At 65.6% G+C, this 20,067-nt stretch carries 19 protein-coding genes and 1 tRNA gene; 15 read left to right on the plus strand and 5 right to left on the minus strand.

The window, feature by feature from the left end; genetic code table 11:
* The first annotated feature begins 105 nt into the window (after positions 1 to 105).
* The 5 genes from CE453_RS13985 to CE453_RS14005 all read left to right on the plus strand — a co-directional run bounded on the left by CE453_RS13985 (position 106) and on the right by CE453_RS14005 (position 5,349).
* A complete protein-coding gene (locus tag CE453_RS13985) occupies positions 106 to 1,260 on the plus strand; it encodes an ABC transporter substrate-binding protein (protein WP_089175146.1) in 1,155 nt (384 codons plus the stop codon).
* A 178-nt stretch (positions 1,261 to 1,438) separates the two neighbouring features.
* A complete protein-coding gene (locus CE453_RS13990) occupies positions 1,439 to 2,314 on the plus strand; it encodes a branched-chain amino acid ABC transporter permease (RefSeq protein ID WP_089175147.1) in 876 nt (291 codons plus the stop codon).
* A complete protein-coding gene (locus tag CE453_RS13995; RefSeq protein ID WP_089175148.1) occupies positions 2,311 to 4,092 on the plus strand; it encodes a branched-chain amino acid ABC transporter ATP-binding protein/permease in 1,782 nt (593 codons plus the stop codon). Before CE453_RS13990 ends, CE453_RS13995 begins: the two co-directional genes overlap by 4 nt.
* Complete coding sequence (locus CE453_RS14000) at positions 4,079 to 4,810, plus strand: ABC transporter ATP-binding protein (RefSeq protein WP_089175149.1); 732 nt, start codon at positions 4,079 to 4,081, stop codon at positions 4,808 to 4,810. The genes CE453_RS13995 and CE453_RS14000 overlap by 14 nt, the downstream gene beginning before the upstream one ends.
* A gap of 95 nt (positions 4,811 to 4,905) precedes the next feature.
* Positions 4,906 to 5,349: a type II 3-dehydroquinate dehydratase gene (locus CE453_RS14005; protein WP_089175150.1), complete on the plus strand. Its 444-nt coding sequence runs from the start codon at positions 4,906 to 4,908 to the stop codon at positions 5,347 to 5,349.
* A 20-nt stretch (positions 5,350 to 5,369) separates the two neighbouring features.
* Here CE453_RS14005 and CE453_RS14010 read toward each other — a convergent pair whose 3' ends face one another.
* The gene (locus CE453_RS14010; RefSeq protein WP_248308066.1) at positions 5,370 to 6,032 is read right to left on the minus strand and encodes a TetR/AcrR family transcriptional regulator; all 663 of its coding nucleotides are present in this window, start codon (positions 6,030 to 6,032) and stop codon (positions 5,370 to 5,372) included.
* A gap of 213 nt (positions 6,033 to 6,245) precedes the next feature.
* Here CE453_RS14010 and CE453_RS14015 point away from each other — a divergent pair, with 213 nt between their 5' ends.
* From CE453_RS14015 to CE453_RS14045, 7 genes are all read left to right on the plus strand, one after another.
* A complete protein-coding gene (locus CE453_RS14015) occupies positions 6,246 to 6,914 on the plus strand; it encodes an amino acid ABC transporter permease (RefSeq protein ID WP_089175151.1) in 669 nt (222 codons plus the stop codon).
* A gap of 10 nt (positions 6,915 to 6,924) precedes the next feature.
* Positions 6,925 to 7,566 carry an amino acid ABC transporter permease gene (locus tag CE453_RS14020; protein WP_089175152.1) on the plus strand — a complete coding sequence of 214 codons (642 nt, stop codon included), beginning with the start codon at positions 6,925 to 6,927 and terminating at the stop codon, positions 7,564 to 7,566.
* A gap of 58 nt (positions 7,567 to 7,624) precedes the next feature.
* Positions 7,625 to 8,452, plus strand: coding sequence for a transporter substrate-binding domain-containing protein (locus CE453_RS14025; protein ID WP_089175153.1), 828 nt, complete (start codon positions 7,625 to 7,627; stop codon positions 8,450 to 8,452).
* 69 nt (positions 8,453 to 8,521) lie between these two features.
* Complete coding sequence (locus CE453_RS14030; RefSeq protein ID WP_089177889.1) at positions 8,522 to 9,253, plus strand: amino acid ABC transporter ATP-binding protein; 732 nt, start codon at positions 8,522 to 8,524, stop codon at positions 9,251 to 9,253.
* Positions 9,254 to 9,299: 46 nt separating this feature from the next.
* Entirely contained in the window at positions 9,300 to 9,749 is a 450-nt protein-coding gene (aroQ, locus tag CE453_RS14035; protein ID WP_089177890.1) for a type II 3-dehydroquinate dehydratase, read from the plus strand.
* A gap of 34 nt (positions 9,750 to 9,783) precedes the next feature.
* The gene (locus tag CE453_RS14040) at positions 9,784 to 10,839 is read left to right on the plus strand and encodes a Gfo/Idh/MocA family protein (RefSeq protein ID WP_089175154.1); all 1,056 of its coding nucleotides are present in this window, start codon (positions 9,784 to 9,786) and stop codon (positions 10,837 to 10,839) included.
* On the plus strand, positions 10,836 to 11,666 hold the full coding sequence (locus CE453_RS14045; protein WP_089175155.1) for a shikimate dehydrogenase family protein: 831 nt from the start codon (positions 10,836 to 10,838) through the stop codon (positions 11,664 to 11,666). Before CE453_RS14040 ends, CE453_RS14045 begins: the two co-directional genes overlap by 4 nt.
* A gap of 172 nt (positions 11,667 to 11,838) precedes the next feature.
* Here CE453_RS14045 and CE453_RS14050 read toward each other — a convergent pair.
* A tRNA-Gln gene (locus CE453_RS14050) sits at positions 11,839 to 11,912 on the minus strand.
* Positions 11,913 to 12,201: 289 nt separating this feature from the next.
* On the opposite strand from CE453_RS14050, the gene CE453_RS14055 reads away from it, so the two are divergent.
* Positions 12,202 to 13,314 (plus strand): M20 family metallopeptidase, encoded by a 1,113-nt coding sequence (locus CE453_RS14055; RefSeq protein WP_089175156.1) that lies wholly within the window; start codon positions 12,202 to 12,204, stop codon positions 13,312 to 13,314.
* 82 nt (positions 13,315 to 13,396) lie between these two features.
* Here the strand turns inward: CE453_RS14055 and accC are convergent, their stop codons facing one another.
* The 3 genes from accC to CE453_RS14070 all read right to left on the minus strand — a co-directional run bounded on the left by accC (position 13,397) and on the right by CE453_RS14070 (position 16,334).
* Positions 13,397 to 14,758 (minus strand): acetyl-CoA carboxylase biotin carboxylase subunit, encoded by a 1,362-nt coding sequence (gene accC, locus CE453_RS14060; RefSeq protein WP_089177891.1) that lies wholly within the window; start codon positions 14,756 to 14,758, stop codon positions 13,397 to 13,399.
* 29 nt (positions 14,759 to 14,787) lie between these two features.
* Entirely contained in the window at positions 14,788 to 15,258 is a 471-nt protein-coding gene (accB, locus tag CE453_RS14065) for an acetyl-CoA carboxylase biotin carboxyl carrier protein (RefSeq protein WP_089175157.1), read from the minus strand.
* Positions 15,259 to 15,524: 266 nt separating this feature from the next.
* Complete coding sequence (locus CE453_RS14070; RefSeq protein ID WP_089175158.1) at positions 15,525 to 16,334, minus strand: DsbA family protein; 810 nt, start codon at positions 16,332 to 16,334, stop codon at positions 15,525 to 15,527.
* A gap of 173 nt (positions 16,335 to 16,507) precedes the next feature.
* On the opposite strand from CE453_RS14070, the gene CE453_RS14075 reads away from it, so the two are divergent.
* Complete coding sequence (locus CE453_RS14075) at positions 16,508 to 17,695, plus strand: aminotransferase class I/II-fold pyridoxal phosphate-dependent enzyme (RefSeq protein WP_089175159.1); 1,188 nt, start codon at positions 16,508 to 16,510, stop codon at positions 17,693 to 17,695.
* A gap of 82 nt (positions 17,696 to 17,777) precedes the next feature.
* Positions 17,778 to 20,063, plus strand: coding sequence for a mechanosensitive ion channel family protein (locus tag CE453_RS14080; protein ID WP_089175160.1), 2,286 nt, complete (start codon positions 17,778 to 17,780; stop codon positions 20,061 to 20,063).
* Positions 20,064 to 20,067 lie beyond the last annotated feature (4 nt).

Genomic DNA, 20,067 nt, shown 5'->3' on the forward strand with positions numbered 1-20,067 from the left:
TAAAGGATGAGACGCTGCGGTGTTTTGCCGCCGGCGCACAGGATACACAATAGTCGAAGCCGGGCTGCAAGACCCGATCTAATCCATTAAAACGGGAGGTATACGATGCGCTTGACCCGCCGCGGGTTCACGACTGCTCTTGCCGGCACGATTGCCGCTCCGGCGCTGCTTCGCACCGCCTATGCACAAGGAGCCACGGTCAAGATCGGCATGGTCGTGCCGATGACCGGTGCTGCCGCCGAATCGGGCTCCTTCGCTCAGACCGGCGCCAAGATCGCGCTCGAGCAGGTCAACAAGGCGGGCGGTGTCCTCGGCAAGCCGCTCGAACTCGTCATGGAAGACGACCAGACCACCAATCCCGGCGCGGTTCTCGCCTTCTCGAAGCTCGCCAGCCAGTCGGACATCGTCGCCTTCATCGGCTCGATCCGCTCGACGCAGATGCACGCCATGGCGCCTGACATGCTCAAGGCCGGCAAGCCCGTCGGTTTCGGCGGCACCGATCCGAACCTGACCAAGCTCGGCAATCCCTGGCTCTTCCGCTTCCGCCCCAATGATTCCTATTCCGGCCGCGTGATCGCGCAATACGGCGCGAAGGAGCTCGGCAAGAAGAAATGGGCGATCGTCCACTCGACCGATGCCTTCGGGACCGCAGGCGCCAAGGCACTCGAGGAAGCGCTGCCCGATAACGGTTCGACGATGGCCCTGAAGCAGGGCTACGCCAACCAGAGCCAGGATTTCACGCCGGTCGTGCTGGCCGTGCGCCAGTCCGGGGCCGATATCCTCGGCACCTATTTCACTTTCGAGACCGATCTCGGCATCTTCGCCCGCCAGCTGCGCCAGCTCGGCGTGAACATCCCGTGGGTCGGCTCGCCCTCGATCGTCAACGTCTCGGCGCTCAAGCTCGCGGGGCCGGCGCTCTACAACACCTACGGCGTCGCCGATTACGCCGAGGATTCGAGCGAGGCCTCGAAGACCTTCGGCAAGGCCTATCGCGACGTCCGCAAGGTCGCGCCCGACAACCAGTCTTCCTGGACCTATGACGCCGTCACCTGCCTGGCGCTGGCGATGAACAAAGCCGGCTCGACCGAGCCGGAGAAGGTGCAGCAGGCCATGCTCGCCATCCGCGCCCATAAGGGCGCCGAAGGCGAATACAACTTCGACAAGAACGGTGACGGCCTGCACGGCTACAACATCGTCAAGAACGAGAAGGGCGAGATCAAGTTCGACAAGCGGATCGATTTCCCGCCGAACCTGGGCTGATCCCCGAAAGGGCGCCGGATCCCGCGCCAAGCGGGGATCCGTTGCCGGCCGCGGGTTCACTGAAGGGCCCGCGGTGGGCGAACGATGCCCCTGCATCTCGCACCACGCCTTCCGAGGACGAGCGGCCAAGCCGTTCGCCGCGAGGGACTGATCGGCTCCATGCAAGCGCGGTAAACAGATGGATCTCGTTCTTCAGCTACTTTTCACCGGAATCGGTATCGGCTCGGTCTATGCGCTGGTCGCGCTGGGCTTCGTGCTGATCTTCCGGGCGACCAATGTCGTGAACTTCGCCCAGGGCGAGTTCTCGATGGTCGCGGCCTTCCTGATGGTCGTCTTCTCGGTCAAGATCGGCTTGCCCTACTGGGTCGCCTTCATCATCGCCCTGATCTGCATGGCGGGCCTCGGCGCGGTCTTCAACCTGGCAGTCTACTATCCGCTGCGCCACCGCACCTATCTGCCGGTCATCATCTCGACCATCGGCGCCTCGATCTTCATGGCCAATACGACTCTCGCGATCCACGGGCCGGAGCCGGAGGTGCTGTCTGGCTGGTTTGACACGCCCGGCTTCATGCTGGGGCCGGTCTATCTCGACAACCAGTATGTGCTGATCATCGTCGTCACGGCGTTGCTGGTCGCGCTGCAATACTGGTTCTTCGAACACACGCTGCTCGGCAAGAAGCTGCAGGCGACCTCGCAGGACAAGGAGATGGCGGCGTTGCTCGGCATCCCGGTCGCGGTGATGATCATGATCACCTTCGTCTACTCCGCGGTGATCGGCGGCATCGCCGGCATCCTGGTCGCGCCGGTTCTCTTCGTCTCGATCGGCATGGGAGCGACCATCGCGCTCAAGGCCTTCGCCGCGACTATCATAGGCGGCTTCGGCGACGTGACCGGGGCGATCATCGGCGGGCTCGCGCTCGGCGTCATCGAGACCTTCGGGGCGGCCTATATCTCCGTTCCCTACAAGGACGGCTTCGCCTTCCTGGTGCTGATTGCCTTCCTGATCTTTCGGCCGCAGGGCATCTTCGGCGAGCGCGTGGCGGAAAAAGCATGAGCACCAGCGACACCACCGCCTCCACCGGAGACGTCCGGCCTCGTCTGCGCTGGGGCGTCCCTGCCTATGTGCTGCTCGTCCTGGCCGCGATCGTCGTCGCACTCGTCGTGCCCAAGACGGGCTATGTGCTCAACATCTCGCTGCAGGCGACGACCTATGCCATCGCGGTGCTGGGCCTGACGATCGTGCTCGGGCTCTGCGGCCAGATCAATCTGGCGCAAGCCGCCTTCTTCGGCCTCGGGGCCTATGCGGTCGGTCTCGGCCAGATCGACTACGGGCTGAATTTCTGGGCCTGCCTGCTGATCGGCACAGGTATCGCAGCCGGTTTCGGCGCCCTGCTCGGTGCCTCGACGCTCCGGCTCGGCGGCCACTACCTCGCCATGGTGACGATCTCCTTCCAGCAGATCGTCACCCTTGTCCTGATCAACTGGATTCCCGTCACCAAGGGGCCGGACGGCGTCCGCGCCATTCCGCGGCCGGGCTTCCTGGCGGATGGTTCGACCTATCTTGCCTTCTGCATCGCGATGCTTGCCGGCCTTGCCTTCTTGGTCTGGCGCCTGCGCGACACGCGCCTCGGGCGCGCGATGCGGGCCGTGCGCGACAATGAGCTCGCAGCCGGCGTCGCCGGCATCGATGTCTACCGGACCAAGGTCACCGCCTTTGCGCTCTCCGCCATCCTCGGCGGCATCGGCGGCGGCCTTTTCGCCGGTGGCTTCTCCTATGTCAGCCCGGACCAGTTCTCCTTCGCGGAATCGGTGGTGTTCCTCACCATGGTGCTGCTTGGCGGCGTCGCTTCGCCCATCGGTGCCGTGATCGGGACGGGGCTGCTGATCCTGATCCCGGAATGGCTGCGCTTCCTGAAGAGCATTCCGGGCCTCTACCTCGCCATCTATGGCGCAGCGGTGATCCTGATCGTGGTGTTCATGCCGGACGGCATCTGGGGTTTCCTGCGCGGACGGCTCGACAAGCTCAAGCGCGCCGTCTTGCCGGTGCGCTCCGGCGGGGCGCTCCAGCTCTCCGGAGGCGGGCAGGGCGCCGACACGGTTCTCGAAGTGCGCGGGCTCTCCAAGCATTTCGGTGGCCTGAAGGCGGTCGACGAGGTGGATCTCACCATCAAGCGTGGCGGCGTTCATGCGCTGATCGGCCCGAACGGCTCGGGCAAGACCACGACGCTGAACGTCCTCTCCGGCCTCTACAAGGCGACAGCCGGGAGCATCGTGCTGAACGGGCGCGACGTCACCGACCTGCCGCCGCATGCCCGCACCGCGGCCGGTCTCGGCCGCACCTTCCAGAACATCCGGCTCTGGCGCTCGATGACGGCGCTGGAGAACGTCATGGTCGGCGCGGAGCGGCCCGAAAGCCCCGCCGGAAACGACCCGGCGGCGCTGATGGCCCGGGCTCGGGCGGCGCTGGCCTTCGTCGAGCTGGAGGATCGGGCCGACGAGGTGGTTGCGAGCTTCTCCTATGGCCACCAGAGGGCGGTCGAGATTGCGCGTGCACTCGCCGGCGACCCGGTGCTGCTCCTGCTCGACGAGCCGGGAGCGGGCCTCAATTCCTCGGAGAAGGTCGAGTTGCGCAACCTGCTCAAGCGCATCTCGGCCCGCGGTCTCACCATCCTGATCATCGACCACGACATGACGCTGGTGAGCGAGGTCGCCCAGCACATCACCGTGCTGAATTTCGGCCGCCGCATCGCCGACGGCTATTCAGCCGATGTGCTGAAGCATCCCGACGTGATCGCGGCTTATCTGGGAACGGCGCCCGATGTCCCTGCTTGAACTCAAATCCGTCGTTGTCCGCTATGGCGAGGTCGAGGCCGTCGACGGCATCTCGCTCGTCGTCGAGGCAGGCGAGGTCGTCACCCTGCTCGGCTCGAACGGAGCCGGCAAGTCGACGACGCTGCGCGCCATCTCCGGGCTGGTGAAGCCGGCCTCGGGCGACATCCTCTTCGAGGGGCAGTCCATCGTCGGCCTGCGGCCCGAGGAGATCGTCAGGCGCGGCATCGCGCATGTGCCGGAGGGACGCCACGTCTTTCCGGGGCTGAGCGTGCGCGAGAACATCATGCTCGGCGCCTCCAATCGAAGCGGGCTGAAGACCGCGCAGATCAAGCGGGAAGCAGACGAGATGTTCGACCTCTTCCCCGATATCCGCCGCTTCGCCAACGCGCTGGGCTGGACGCTCTCGGGCGGCCAGCAGCAGATGGTCGCCGTCGCGCGCGGGCTGATGGCGAAACCGCGCATCCTGCTGCTCGACGAGCCTTCGCTCGGGCTCGCTCCGGTCATCGTCCAGGCCGTCTTCGCCATCATCGCCGAGATCCGGCGGCGCGGGACCACCGTGCTCCTCGTCGAGCAGAACGCGCGGATGGGCCTGTCCGTCGCGGATCGCGGCTATGTACTCGAAACCGGCAAGCTCGTGCTGTCCGGGACCCCGGATCAGCTCTGGTCGAACGAGGAAATCCGGGCAGCCTATCTCGGCGGACGGACGGCCGCGGCCTGAGCCCCCGACCGAGAGGCATTCCTGCGGCTGGCCAAGCTGGGCGGCGCGGTCCAGGATCGGGCGGGCCGCTGGCATCCTGTTGATCGGAGAGTGAGTTGAGCAAGCGCATTTTCGTTCTGAACGGCCCGAACCTGAACCTTCTCGGCCAACGCGAGCCGGCGATCTACGGCACGACGACGCTGGCCGAGATCAAGGCACGCTGCGAGGAGAAGGCGCGCTCGCTCGGCTACGAGATCGATTTCCGCCAGACGAATTTCGAGGGCGAGCTGGTCGAGAGCGTGCACCAGGCTCGGCAAGAGGCCCGCGGCATCATCATCAATCCAGCCGGCTACAGCTTCACCTCGGTCGCGCTGCTCGATTCCCTGAAGATGTTCGACGGTCCCAAGATCGAGCTGCACATCTCCAACATCCATACGCGCGAGGCGATCTACCACAACTCGCTGGTGTCTCGTGCCGTGACAGCTGTCATCGCTGGGCTGGGTGCGGCCGGCTACGAACTCGCGATCCAGGCGATGGTCGGGCTCGTCGAGCGGAAATGAGCTGCGGATAGACGAACGCTCTAGCGCCGCAACATGCCCAGGACAGCGGCCACGGTCATGCTGCGGCGGCGCGCGAGGGCGTCCGGCGTGCACATGTCGTAATCGAAGACCTGTCCGACCGTCGCCCGGTGCGAAACATTGTAGATGCTGAGCGCGCTGATCGTCAGGGAGATATCGAGCGACTCCAGCCCCGAGCGAAACAGCCCTGCCGCGACACCGCGTTCGTAGATGCTGCGGGTGACGTCGACGACCGAGCTGTTGAGGCGAGCGATGGTGCGCGAGGCCTTGAGATGCCGGGCGTGATGCACGTTCTCAACCATTACCATGCGCACGAAGTCGGGGTTTTCGATGTGATAGTCGAAGGTGGCCTCCGTCAGCTTCGTCATCGCTTCTTCGGGAGGCAGGGCATCGAGGTCGAGGCTGCGCTCGAAGCTGCGGATGCGGTCGTACATAGCTTCGAGGACGGCGCGATAGAGCCCCTCCTTGTCTCCGAAATAGTAGTAGATCATCCGCTTGCTGGTCGCAGTCTTGGCCGCGATGTCGTCGACGCGGGCGCCACTGAGCCCATTCTCGACGAACTCCGCCCGCGCCACTTCGAGAATGTTGCGGCGTACGCCTTCGGGGTCCTGGGTCCAGGATGCCTGGCGGCGCTTGCCGGGGGGCGTTTCGGCCGGCTTCGTCACGATGCCTCGCTTACGACTTGCCGCCGGCCAGCAGGGGCCGTCGTCGTGAAATGGACAGGGCGGTACATTGCGCTTGACCAATTGAACTAATCAGTACATTTATCATTCTGTCGCAGCGACGCAAGCTGTCGAAACACAGGGCCCGCCAAGAGGCTCCATCGAGGGAAGGCTCCGGATCGACCCGATAGAAGGTCGGCCGTCCAGGGAGAGAGAATGAATTACAAGCTCGATTTCACGCCGGTGATCGAGGGGTTGCCGGATCTGCTGCTGGCGTGCCTCGGCACTTTCTGGCTCGCGCTGGGCGGCATGGCGCTCGCCATCGTGATCGGCATCGGCGGTGTGATCCTGCGCGACTCCCGGTTTGCTCTGGTTCGCTTCCTGGTGAAGGCCTTCGTCGAGCTGGTGCGGAACACGCCCTTCCTGGTGCAGATCTTCTTCATCTATTTCGCGCTGCCGCTGGCGGGCGTCCGGCTCGATCCGACGCCGACCGCGATCATCGCGCTCGGCATCAATGGCGGCGCCTACGCCATCGAGATTATCCGCGGCGGCGTGCAGTCTATCAGCAAGGGACAGATCGAGGCGGGGCTGGCGCTCGGGCTGCACAAGGCGCAGGTCTTCCGGCTGATCGTGCTGAAACCGGCTCTGCGCGCGATCTTCCCGTCGCTCACCAGCCAGTTCGTGCTGCTCACCCTGACCACCAGCGTCTGCTCCGCGATCTCAGCCTATGAGCTCACCTCGGTGGCGCAGCAGATCGAAACGACCAGCTTCCGCTCCTTCGAGGTCTACGGAACGATCACGCTGTTCTACCTCGTCATCTCCTGGGTGATGATGCGTTTCTTCGCAGCGATTTCGCAGCGCTACTTCAGCTATCCGGTGAAGTGAGGAGGGGACCATGGGCGAGGCCGAATTCCTCTTCCTGCTGACCGGCCTGAAATGGACGGTGCTGCTCTCGATCGTCGGCTTCATCGGCGGCGGCATCTTCGGGCTGGCAGTTGCGCTCCTGCGCACCTCGGGCGTCGCGCCGCTGGAGCGCGTTACCTCCGGTTACATCGCCCTGTTCCAGGGTACCCCGCTCCTGATGCAGCTCTTCGTGGTCTATTACGGGCTCGCCCTGATCGGCTTGAGGCTCGATGCCTGGGTCGCGGTGGCGATCGGATTCACCCTGCATGCCAGCGCTTATCTCGGCGAGATCTGGCGCGGCTCGATCGAGGCCGTGCCGCGCGGCCAGACAGAGGCGGCGAAGGCGCTCAGCTTGCACTATGTCTCGCGGATGAAGGACGTCGTCCTGCCGCAGGCGATCCGCATCTCGCTGCCGGCGACGATCGGTTTCCTCGTCCAGCTCATCAAGGGCACGTCGCTTGCGGCCATCGTCGGCTTCACCGAGCTGACGCGGGCCGGCAACATCGTCTCGAACCAGATCTTCAAGCCGCTGCTCGTCTTCGGGATCGTCGGCATCCTCTATTTCCTGATCTGCTGGCCGTTGTCGCTCTACGGGGCGCATCTGGAGCGGCGCATGGCCATAGCCTCGCGCTGAGGCCGCAACTCAAGTTCATCGCAGAAGCCCGAGCAGGGCACGACAGAGGGAGAGAAACATGACCAAGACGACCCGCAGGAGCATCCTCGCCGCCGGTGCTGCCGCGCTCGCGCTGCCGGCTCTGCTCGGCAGCCAGGCCCAGGCAATCACGCCGGCCGAGATCAAGGCCAAAGGCAAGATCGTGGTCGGTATCCAGGGCGACAACCCGCCGTGGGGCTTCGTCACCAGCGCCGGCAAGCAGGACGGCCTCGACGCCGACATCGCCACGCTCTTCGCCAAGGAACTCGGCGTCGAGGTCGAGTTCGTGCCGCTGGAGGTCAACAACCGCATTCCGGCGCTGACGACCGGTCGCGTCGATGTGCTCTTCGCCACCATGGCGATGCTGCCGGAGCGTGCCAAGGCGGTGCAATTCTCGAAGCCCTATGTCGCCAACACCATCGTGCTGATCGGTCCGAAGAAGGACAAGATCACCACCAATGCCGACATGGCGAAGTACACGATCGGCGTTGCCAAGGGCGCGGCGCAGGACACGCAGGTGACGAAGAACGCTCCCTCCGGCACCACGATCCGTCGCTATGACGGCGATGCGCCGTCGATCCAGGCCCTGGTTTCCGGCCAGGTCCAGGCGCTCGGCGGCAACATCTTCTACATGCAGCGCATCGAGCAGGGCCGCCCGGGCGAGTTCGAGAACAAGCTCGAATTCCAGAACCTCTACAACGGCGCCTGCACCCGTCTCGGCGAGAAGGAGATCAACGCCGCGATCAACACCTTCATCGACAAGATCAAGGCCAATGGCGAGCTGCAGAAGGTCTACGACAAGTGGATGAAGGTGCCGGTGCACAAGTTCCCGGACAGTCTCGAAGGCATCTCCTTCACCGCGAGCTGAGCCAGCAAGAGATCGGACATCAGGGCCATGAACCAGCCAGCTGCGCGAAATGACGCTTCGGCGGACGCCATGATCGCCATGGCGCATGTCGAGAAATGGTATGGCGACTTCCAGGCCCTGACCGACATCAACCTCGCGGTCCGCAAAGGCGAGAAGATCGTGCTTTGCGGGCCGTCGGGCTCGGGCAAGTCGACGCTGATCCGCTGCATCAACCATCTGGAGAGCTACCAGAAGGGCGAGATCCGGGTCGGTGGCACGCGGCTGGGCGACGATGCGAAGACGATCGATGCGGTGCGCCGCGAGGTCGGCATGGTCTTCCAGCACTTCAACCTGTTCCCGCACATGACCGTGCTCCAAAACTGCATGCTGGCGCCGATGCGCTCGCTCGGCGTTAGCAAGGCGGAAGCCGAGGCGACGGCACGCAAGCTGCTGGAACGCGTCAAGATCCTCGAGCAGGCCGGGAAATATCCGGCCCAGCTTTCGGGCGGCCAGCAGCAGCGCGTCGCCATCGCGCGGGCGCTCTGCATGAAGCCGAAGGTGGTGCTGTTCGACGAGCCGACCTCCGCGCTCGACCCAGAGATGGTCAAGGAAGTGCTCGACACCATGATCGGGCTCGCCGAAGAAGGCATGACCATGATCTGCGTCACCCATGAGATGGGCTTCGCGCGGCAAGTGGCCGATCGGGTCATCTTCATGGCGAGCGGCGCGATCGTCGAAGAGGCGCCGCCCGAGGAGTTCTTCCGCAACCCGCGCCATGAGCGGACGCGGAAATTTCTCGGCGAAATCCTGCAGAAGCACTGAAACGGCAGCCCGGCAAAGCCAGGGCTCCCACAATGGAATGCGATCGATGTCCCGTCTCGTCTATGTTCTCAACGGCCCGAACCTCAACCTGCTCGGCAAGCGTCAACCGCATATCTATGGCCACGAGACCCTGGCCGATGTCGAGCGCGACTGCCGCAAGCTGGCTGAGGAGCTGAAGCTGGAGCTGCGCTTCCATCAGTCCAACCGCGAGTACGAGCTGATCGACTGGATTCACGAGGCGCGCGAGGACGGCGTCGGCATCGTCATCAACCCGGCCGCCTTCACCCATACCTCGGTGGCGATTCTCGATGCGCTCAACACTTTCGAGGGGCCGGTGATCGAGTGCCATATCTCGCAGGTGCATAAGCGCGAGGCCTTCCGGCATCACTCCTATGTCTCGATGCGCTCCGACGGCGTTATCGCGGGCTTCGGCACGCAGGGTTACCAGCTCGGGCTGAGGCGCATCGCGAAGCTGATCGACGACGCATCGAAGTGACGGCGGCCGGACACGGATTGCAGCGGAGCTGAACATGGCACCGGTCAAACTCGCGGTCGTCGGCGCCGGCCTGATCGGCAAGCGCCACGCCGAGCACATCGCGCGTGAGCCGGGTGCGGTCCTCTCGGCCATCGTCGATCCGTCCGACGCCGGACGTGAGCTGGCGCAGCGCCTGAATACACGTTGGCATCGCAGCTTCGCCGAGCTCGTCGCAGCAGACAGGCCCGAAGGCGTCATCATCGCGACGCCGAACCAGCTCCATGTCGCGAACGGCCTCGAGGCGATCGAAGCCGGCATTCCCGCTATCGTCGAGAAGCCCTTGGCTGACGATCTCGCCGGAGCGTCACGGCTCGTCGAGGCGGCCGAGCGGGCAGGGGTGCCGCTGCTCACCGGCCATCACCGCCGCTACAATCCGATGATCGCCAAGGCGAAGGAGATCGTCGAGAGCGGCCGGCTCGGCCGCGTGCTGGCCATCCACGGTCATTTCTGGCTGATGAAGCCGGACGATTATTTCGAGGCGGACTGGCGCCGGGAGGAGGGAGCAGGGCCGATCCTGCTCAATCTCATCCATGATGTGGACCTCTTCCGCTATCTCTGCGGCGAGGTCGTCTCGGTCCAAGCGCTGAGTGCGAACGCCGTCAGGGGCCATGCCGCGGAGGAAACCGCTGCGATCCTGCTGCGCTTCGCCAGCGGCGTGCTCGCCACGGTCACTGTCTCCGACACGATCGTCGCTCCCTGGAGCTGGGAGCTGACGACCGGCGAGAACCCGGCCTATCCGCAGCAGGACCAATCCTGCTACCAGATCGGCGGCACGCATGGCGCGCTCACCATCCCTCAGCTCGAGATCTGGTCGAACCGCGACAAGCGGAGCTGGTGGGAGCCGCTGGTGCGCGAGCGCGTCCCCTTCGTTCCGGAAGACCCGCTCGCGCGCCAGGTTCGCCATTTCTGTGACGTGATCCGCAACGGTGCTGCACCCATCGCTTCCGGTCGCGAAGGTCTTGCAACCCTTGCCGTGATCGACGCCGTCAAGCGCGCGGCCCGCTCGGGCGAGACCGTCTTCCTGTCGACTGCATCGGCGAGCGCGGCATGATCACCGGCACGACACGGCTTATCGCGCATCTCGGCTATCCGACCGAGAGCTTCAAGGCGCCGATGATCTACAATCCTTATTTCGAACGTGAGGGCATCGACGCCGTCGTGGTGCCGATGGGCTGCCGGCCTGAGGATTATCAGGATTTCCTGAGATTGGTCTTCCGGCTCTCGAATGCCCATGGCGCGTTGGTGACCATGCCGCACAAGGTCACGACCATCAGCCTTGTCGACGAGCTGCTGCCCACCGCAGCCATCGCTGGTGCGTGCAATGCGGTGCGTCGCGAGCCTGACGGTCGCCTGGCGGGAGAGATGTTCGACGGCGAGGGCTTCGTGCGCGGTGTGCTGCGCAAGGGGCGCGAGATTGCCGGCAAGCGGGCGCTGGTGCTGGGGGCTGGCGGCGTCGGCTCCGCCATTGCGGCGTCTCTCGCCAAGGCCGGCGTGAGCGCGCTTGGGCTCTACGACATCAACGGAACCGCTGCCGAGGCGCTTGGCGCGCGGCTCGTCCGCTACTATCCGGCACTCGCGCTTTCGCTGGGCTCGAACGATCCCACCGGTTTCGACATCGTCGTCAACGCCACGCCGCTCGGCATGAAGCCGGGCGACCCGTTGCCGCTGGAGATCGCGCGCCTCGATCCCTCAACCTTCGTCGGCGAGGTGGTGATGGCCGAGGAGATCACGCCCTTTCTGGCTGCGGCGCGGGCGCGCGGCTGCGCGGTGCAGGTCGGCAAGGACATGCTGTTCGAGCAGATTCCCGCCTATCTGGAATTCTTCGGGTTCCCCTCGACCACGGCCGAAGACTTGAGAAGCGTTGCGCGGCTGAGGTGAGGCGCCGACAGGTAGAGCGGCTCACGCCTGCAGCTCGTCTTCACGAACGAGTGGGCTGACGTCTCTTCGAGACCGCAGATTCTCGCAGCGCCGCAGGCGAAGGCAGCGGGAATGTCAGAGCGAGAGGGCCGTTCGTTCCTGCCGGTATCAGGAAGCGCCACTCATGCGGGAGTGGCTGGGGGACTAGGATTCGAACCTAGACAACCAGAGTCAGAGTCTGGGGTCCTACCGTTAGACGATCCCCCAACGCCGCGGCGCAAGCGCTCGCGTTGGTGAGCCGGGGTCTAATCAATGCGCCTCGCCTTGGCAAGAGCAGAAATGCGCATCGGCAGTGGAAGCTCTCATGAAATGATGACGCGGCCATGTCGGGGCGCCTGGAAGACTGTCCAGCATCATTTGGCATGGTGTCTTTGAGGCCATTCGCCTCCCCGTGCAGCCCAGGATGCGCCTGCGCGTTCCGCCATGCCCACTCGCCAGGGCACGCGCACGTAGAATGCACTTGTCCCGCGCCGGTCTCTTCGCGATAGATCGGGGCATGACACACACCGATGCCGCCGCCGCGCTCTCCGTCTGGGTTGCGCTTGAGAGTCCGACCAGCCATCCCGCCGGGGTCAACGGCATGATGGATCTCGTCGCCAAGGAGGTTGCTGGCCTGCCGATCGCCATCGAGCGGATCCCTGGCCGCGACGGGCTTGGTGACATGGTGGCGCTGCGGGCGGGGCTCGACAATGGTCAGCCGGCCGTGGCGCTGATGTCGCATCTCGACACGGTGCACCCCGTCGGCACGAGCACGAAGGACCTGCCGGTGCGTATCGAGGGCGACAGGCTTTACGGGCCCGGCGTCTACGACATGAAGGGCGGTGCCTGGCTCGCTCTGCAGGCCTTCAAGGACGTGGCGAAGGCGGGGACGGCCAAACGGCCGATGGTGTTCCTGTTCACGCCGGACGAGGAAATCGGCTCTCCGACGAGCCGTGGCCTGATCGAGGAGATCGGTCGCGGTTCTGCCGCGGTACTGGTGACCGAGCCGGCTCGGCTCGGCGGCAAGATCGTTACGGCGCGCAAGGGCGTCGGGCGCTTCGACGTCCGGCTGGAAGGCCGGCCCGCCCACGCCGGTTCGCGCCATGCCGATGGCCGTAGCGCCATCCGCGAGGCGGCGCACCAGATCCTCGCCGTCGAGGGCATGACCGACTATGCGCGCGGCATCACCACCAGCGTCGCGCTGATGGGCGGTGGCACGGCGGCGAATGTCATTCCGCAGCATGCCTGGTTCAGCGTCGATTGCCGCGTCACGACGCTCGCCGACGGGACGATGATGGAGAACCGGATCCTGAGCCTGAAGGCCCACGACCCCGACGTGACGATTCGCATCACCGGCGGCATGAACCGGCCACCCTACGAGAAGTCCACGGAGGTGACGAAGCTGTTCGAGGTCGCGCGCGAGGTCGCGGCCGGAATCGGCTTCGACCTGCAGGATTGCCCGATGACGGGTGGGGGCTCGGACGGCAACTTCACCGCCGCGCTCGGTGTGCCGACGCTCGATGGGCTCGGTATCGACGGTGATGGTGCGCACACGCTGCAGGAATACGGGCTGATTTCCTCCATCGCGCCACGCCAGGCGCTGATCAAGGGATTGCTGGAGGCGGTTTGAGCCAGCCTGCAGGCCGCTGCCGACCGAATGAAAAGCCCCTCGCGATGCGAGGGGCTTTGTCGTTTCCGGCGATGCCGCGCGCTCAGGCCTGTGGCTCGTCCATGCCGCCGGCGGCGAGGAATTTCTCGAGCCAGTGGATGTTGTAATCGCCGTTGAGGATGTCGGGATTACGCACCAGCGTCCGGAACAGCGGCAGCGTGGTATCGACGCCGTCGACGACGAACTCGTCGAGCGCGCGGCGCAGGCGCATCAGGCATTCCTCGCGATTGCGGCCGTGGACGATGAGCTTGCCGACCAGCGAATCGTAATGCGGCGGGATCACATAGCCCTGATAGGCGGCTGAATCGACGCGCACGCCGAGGCCGCCCGGCGTGTGGAACGAGGTGATCTTGCCGGGCGAGGGACGGAAGGTCGCCGGGTGCTCGGCATTGACCCGGCACTCGATGGCGTGGCCCTCGAAGACGACGTCCGACTGCTTCAGCGAGAGCGGCGCGCCGGCGGCGATGCGGATCTGCTCGTTGACCAGGTCGATGCCGGTGATCATCTCGGTCACCGGATGCTCGACCTGGATGCGGGTGTTCATCTCGATGAAGTAGAACTCGCCGTCCTCATAGAGGAACTCGATCGTGCCGGCGCCGAGATAGCCGAGCTCGGACATCGCCTTGGCGCAGACCTCGCCGATGCGATCGCGCTCGCCGGCATTGAGCGCGGGCGAACCGCCTTCTTCCCAGACCTTCTGATGGCGGCGCTGCAGCGAGCAATCGCGCTCGCCGAGGTGGATGGCATTGCCGCGGCCGTCGCCGAGTACCTGGATTTCTATGTGGCGCGGCTTCTCGAGATACTTCTCGATATAGACAGCGTCGTCGCCAAAATTGGCCTTGGCCTCGCTGCGGGCGGTGGCGAGCAGGACGGAGAGCTCCTCCTCGTTGCGCACCACCTTCATGCCCTTGCCGCCGCCGCCGGAGGCCGCCTTGATGATGACGGGGAAGCCGATCTCGCGGACGATCTTCAGGGCTTCGGCGTCGTCCGAGACACCGCCTTCCGACCCGGGCACGCAGGGGATGCCGAGGCGCTTGGCAGTGCGCTTGGCCTCGATCTTGTCGCCCATGCTGCGGATATGCTCGGCCTTGGGGCCGATGAAGGTGATGTTGTGCTGTTCCAGGATCTCGGCGAAGCGGGCATTCTCCGAAAGGAAGCCATAGCCGGGATGGACTGCGTCGGCGCCGGTGATCTCGCAGGCTGCGATCAGCGCCGGGATATTGAGATAGCTTTCGCGGGCCGGGGGCGGGCCGATGCAGACGCTCTCGTCGGCGAGGCGGACATGCATGGCGTTGGCGTCGGCGGTCGAGTGGACCGCGACGGTGGCGATGCCGAGCTCCTTGGCGGCGCGCAGCACGCGCAGCGCGATCTCTCCGCGGTTGGCGATCAGGATCTTGTCGAACATCTTGATCTCGCCGTCCTTGCGCCCGGCCGTCACTCGATCACCAGCAGCGGCTCGCCATATTCCACCGGCTGGCCATCCTCGACCAGGACGGCGGTAACCTTGCCGGCGCGCGGGGCGACGATATCGTTGAAGGTCTTCATCGCCTCGACGAGCAGGATGCGCTCACCCTGCTTCACCACGCTGCCGACCTCGACGAAGGGCTTGGCCTCGGGCGAGGGGCGGCGATAAGCGGTGCCAACCATCGGAGAGGTGACGGCGCCGGGATGGCTGGCGCCGGGCTTGGCCTCCGGCGCGGCGGGAGCGGCCGGAGCAGGGGCGACAGCAGCAGCGGCGACCGGGAGCGGAGCGGCAGCCGGGACATGCACGGTCGTCGCGAGGCTGCGGGCGACGCGGACGCGCAGATCGCCCTTCTCGACCTCGATCTCGGTGAGATCGGTCTGATTCAGCAGTTCCGCAAGCTCGCGGACGAGATCTGGGTCGATCGGGCTCTTGGTCGCCATGGCGGATGTCACCGTCTTGTTCGGACTTCGCTTGGAACAACGGCTGTACCGCTATCCCGCTCGTTTCATTTCAGGCGGCCAGTGCCGCGAACGTTTCCGGCAGAGCGCAGGAACAGCCGTTCGGAGCAAGCGTGGCGACCATGAAGGATGTGAATTCCATAAACCGCGCGAGGCGGCGGACGCCGCTCTCATAAACGCTGCGGGCCGGCAGGGGAAGCCTGTAGGCTTCCTCGCCGACCCGCGAAAGGTGTTAAAGCAGGGCTGGATCAGCCGGCGCACTCGGTCTTGCCGCAGCGGCGGACCGAATCGAGCTTCTGCTTGAGGGCATCCTGGCCGACCGCGCCGAAGACGATCTCGTCCCCGATGATGAAGGCGGGCGTGCCCGTCAGGCCCAGACGATCGCCGAGCGCGACCGTATCCTCGATCGAGGCCTTGGTTGCCGGAGCGTCCATGTCCTTGCGCACGCGTTCGACGTCGACGCCGAGCTCCTTGGCGATCTCGATCGCCTTGGCGCCGTTCACGCGGCCCTTCACGCCCATCAGCTTGTTGTGGAAATCGAAGTACTTCGGGCCCTGGAGCTGATTCTTGACCGCGATCGCGACGCGGCTCGCCTCGACCGAATCGGGGCCGAGGATCGGGAAGTCCTTGAGCACGACGCGCAGCTTCGGGTCGGCCTTGGAGAGAGCGGTCACGTCCTGCATCGCCCTTTTGCAGAAGCCGCAATTGTAATCCATGAACTCGACGAGGGTGAGGTCGCCTTCCGGATTGCCGATGATGACCGAGGTGGCCGGATCGGAGATCCTGGCCTTCTCGGCCGCGACGGCGCCGCGCTGGGCCTCGGCCTGCGCCACCGTGTTACGGCGCTCGAGCTCGACCAGCGCGTCCTGGATGATCTCGGGATTCTTGACGATGGTCTCGCGGACGAGATCGACGATGGCCTTGCGCTGCTCGGGCGTCAGCGGCGCCTGGCCTTGCGCCATGGCCGGGCCGGCGACCGTCGCGAGCCAGACGCCGAGCGCGAGGCCGGCAGGGCGCAGGCAGGCGCGCGCCAGGCTGGAGAAGGTCGGGAAAGCCATTTCGTCATCCTTTCATGGACATCGGTCGACCGGCGACGTGATGCCGAAGAGCATTTCAGCCCGTGCTTGTGGGTGTTTCGCGAGCCAGCGTCAAATCACAGCTTTGCCAGTGGTTGCCGCCGGCGGTCGGCTCGGTTAAGCCCGCTCGCCGATTGTCCAGACCGGATACGACGATGCAGAAGCCCGTTCCGCCCGCACAGCTGCCCGCGCTTGCCGAGCGGGCCGAGCGCGTCGCGCCTTTCATCGTCATGGACGTGATGAGCCAGGCCGCAGCCATCGAACGCAAGGGCGGCTCGGTCGTGCATATGGAGGTCGGCCAACCCTCGGCCCCGACGCCGCGCTCGATCCGTACAGCGGTCTCGCATGCGCTGGAGGATGGTCGGATCGGGTACACCCAGGCGCTGGGCACGGATTCGCTGAGGGCTCGCATTGCCCGCCATTATCGCGAGAGCTATGGCGTGGACGTGGCGACGGAGCGCGTCGTGGTCACGACCGGCTCTTCCGGCGGCTTCATTCTCGCCTTTCTCGCCTGCTTCCAACCGGGCGCGCGCGTGGCGATCACGGCACCGGGCTATCCAGCCTATCGCAACATCCTGATCGCGCTCGGGCTGGAGCCGGTGGCGATCGAGGTTGGGCCCGAGACCCGTTTCGCGCTGACGCCGGAATTGATCGAGTGCGCCCATCGCGAGAAACCGCTCGCCGGCGTGCTGACGATGAGCCCGGCCAATCCGACCGGCGTGGTGATGAGTCCGGGCGCCATCGCCGACGTCGCAGCCTGCTGCCGCAAGCTCGGGCTCTGGTATATCTCGGACGAGATCTACCATGGCCTGACCTATGAAGCGCCGGCGACAACGGCGCTCGCCGCCGATCCCGATGCAATCATCGTCAACTCGTTCTCGAAGTATTATTGCATGACCGGCTGGCGTGTCGGCTGGCTGGTAGTGCCGGAGCGGCTGGTGCGTACCATCGAGCGGCTTCAGCAGAATTTTTCGATCTCGGTGCCTTATCTGAGCCAAATCGCGGGGGAGGCGGCCTTCGACGCCACCGAGGAATGCGAGGCGATCAAGGCCGGCTATGCCGCCAACCGCGCCTTTCTGCTCAAGGCCCTGCCCGAGATCGGATTGAGCGATTTCCTGCCGGTCGACGGCGCCTTCTACATCTATCTCGATATCGGCCGGTATTCGAACGATTCGATGAGCTTCTGTCGCAGCGCGCTCGAACGGGCAGGGGTCGCGATCACGCCCGGTCTCGACTTCGACGAGGCGCGCGGGGCGCGGACGGTCAGGCTCTCCTTCGCCGGCTCGCTGGCCGAATGCGAGGAGGCGGTTTCGCGCCTCGGGAGCTGGCTCAAGACCCGCTGAGGGGGCGATTGCAAGCTGGCTCTTGCCAGAATTTGCGGAAGGTCAGCATTCTGCTGCAGTCGCAGTGAAGCGGAGACGGGCCATGGACGAGGCAGCGGTCGGCTGGGGGCGCCTGAAGAGGGGCGTTGCCGGGCTTCTGGCGGCGCTGGCCCTGTCGGCTACGACCTTCATTCCAGCCGTGCGCGCGCAACCCTCGTCGCCGGTCGTTCTGACCCTGCGCGGGGACGAGACACCGGAAACGATCCGCAAGATGGTCGACGCGTTGTCGAGTGCGGGCCGACAGGTCGAGGTCCGGATCGGCGGGACGAACGCCGCGGCGCCCGCTGCCGCAGCAGCAGCCTCCAAGCCCGACGCAGCCACCCCCGAGTCCGCCCCGCGCTCCATGGCGGAAGAGGAGGGCTTTCAGGGGCAGCTCAACGCCGTCGTCGATCGCATCGTCGGTGGGCTCGACTACGGCGGGACGGCGATCCCGAGCATCGTCCAGTTGCCGGTGGATTGGGAGCAGGCCTGGGAGCGCAACCTCAACGGCCGAAATGGCCCCTCGGCCGGCTGGCGCAGCTTCGGCATCCTTTGCCTCGCACTGGCCGTCGGGTTTGCCTTCCGCCTTGCGAGCACTGCCTGGTTCGCGCGCAGGCGCCAGCCTGCGGGGCCGGAATTCACGCCGCGTCTCATCGCCGCCGGCTGGGGGCTGCTCCAGGATGTCGCCACCATCATGCTGGCGCTGGTCACGGTGCGGCTCGCCCGCAATGCCTGGCTGCCTGAAAGCGACCTCGCGATGTTTGCGCTGACGACGGTCACCAACGGCGCGGCGATCGGGGCTCTCTACATCGCCGTTGGGCGATTCCTGCTCGCGCCCGGCAGGCCAGAGCGGCGCCTGATGCCGCTGCCGCGTGCCGAACGGCATTACCGCTCGTTGATCTTCTATGCCGTGGCCACGCCTCTTGCGGTGACGAGCATCCTTCTGGCTCACCATGTCGGGACCGGCCCGCTGCCGGCAACAGGACTCATCGCTCTCACCGGCTTTGCGTTGATGCTGTTCAAGCTGTGGTTCTTCAACGATGTGCGCCACGATCTGGCCGTCTTGATTCTGAGCGGTGCACAGCAGCCGGGACCGCTGCGGCGCCTCGTTGCCGCCGGCGCTGCCTGGTTCTACATGGCGGTGACCATCGTGCTCTGGCTGGTCAGCTGCGCCGCGGCAATGATGACCAATGGCGGGCGCTGGGCGGAAGCGGCTGCGCTGACCGAGGTGGCGATCATCCTGATCCCCATCCTGGTCATCGGCGTGTCGAGCCTGCTGAACTGCCGCGCGGCTCGCCGCGAAGCCATTGTGGGCACGACGCCGCTGTCGCAGGCTGGCAGCGCCGCCTTTCGAGCTGCCGCGGTCGGCGTGATCTGGGCTGCGGGCTTCTTCATCCTCGCACGGCTCTGGGCCGGGCTGCTGCTCGGGGTGACCTCCAGCGAGTTCGCCGTCGTCATGCGCCAGATCGCTGGCGTCGCCGTCTTTGCCTTTGCCGGCTGGGTCGCGCTGGTTTTCCTGCACAGTTTCTTCGATGGCTATACGCCGCAGCGCGTCACCATCGGCCCCGCCGACGAGGATGTTGTCCATGAGGCCAGCGTGCCGACACGGCTGGCAACGGTGCTGCCGGTCCTGCGCGGCGTCGTGCTGGGCGCGGTGCTCGGACTGACGATCCTGATCGTGCTCTCGCGGCTCGGTGTCGATATCGGGCCGCTGCTCGCCGGTTTCGGTATCCTCGGTCTGGCGATTTCCTTCGGCTCACAGGCCCTGGTGCGTGACATCGTCTCGGGATTGTTCTTCATGCTGGAGGATGCGTTCCGGGTCGGCGAATACGTCGATACGGGCCGCCTCAAGGGCACGGTCGAGAAGATCTCGCTGCGCTCGATGCAACTGCGCCATCAGAGCGGCCAGATCCACACCGTGCCGTTCGGCCAGGTTCAGTCGTTGACCAATGCCAGCCGCGACTGGGCGACGGTGAAGTTCAATGTCCGCCTCGACCATTCGGCCGATATCGAGCAGGCGCGAAAGGCGATCAAGAAGACCGGCATCGCGCTACTGGAGGATCCTGAGTTCGGCCCGCATTTCATCGCCCCACTCAAGATGCAGGGCGTCGCCGACATCACCGACAGCGCCATCGTCATCCGGCTGAAATTCACCGGCAAGCCGAACCAGGCCTCGATGCTGCAGCGCGAGGCGCTGAAGCGGGTCTATCGGGCGCTGAACGAGGCCCGGATTCCCTTCGCCTCGAATGCGGTCACGGTTCGCGGCGGCGACCAGGGCGTACAGGCTGGAGCGGCCGCGGCCATCTCAACCGTGCCGCCGCCGACGCCGCTGGCGCCAGCGGCGGGCTGAGCGG

Origin of the sequence: Bosea sp. AS-1, assembly GCF_002220095.1 — a bacterium.
GTDB lineage: Bacteria > Pseudomonadota > Alphaproteobacteria > Rhizobiales > Beijerinckiaceae > Allobosea.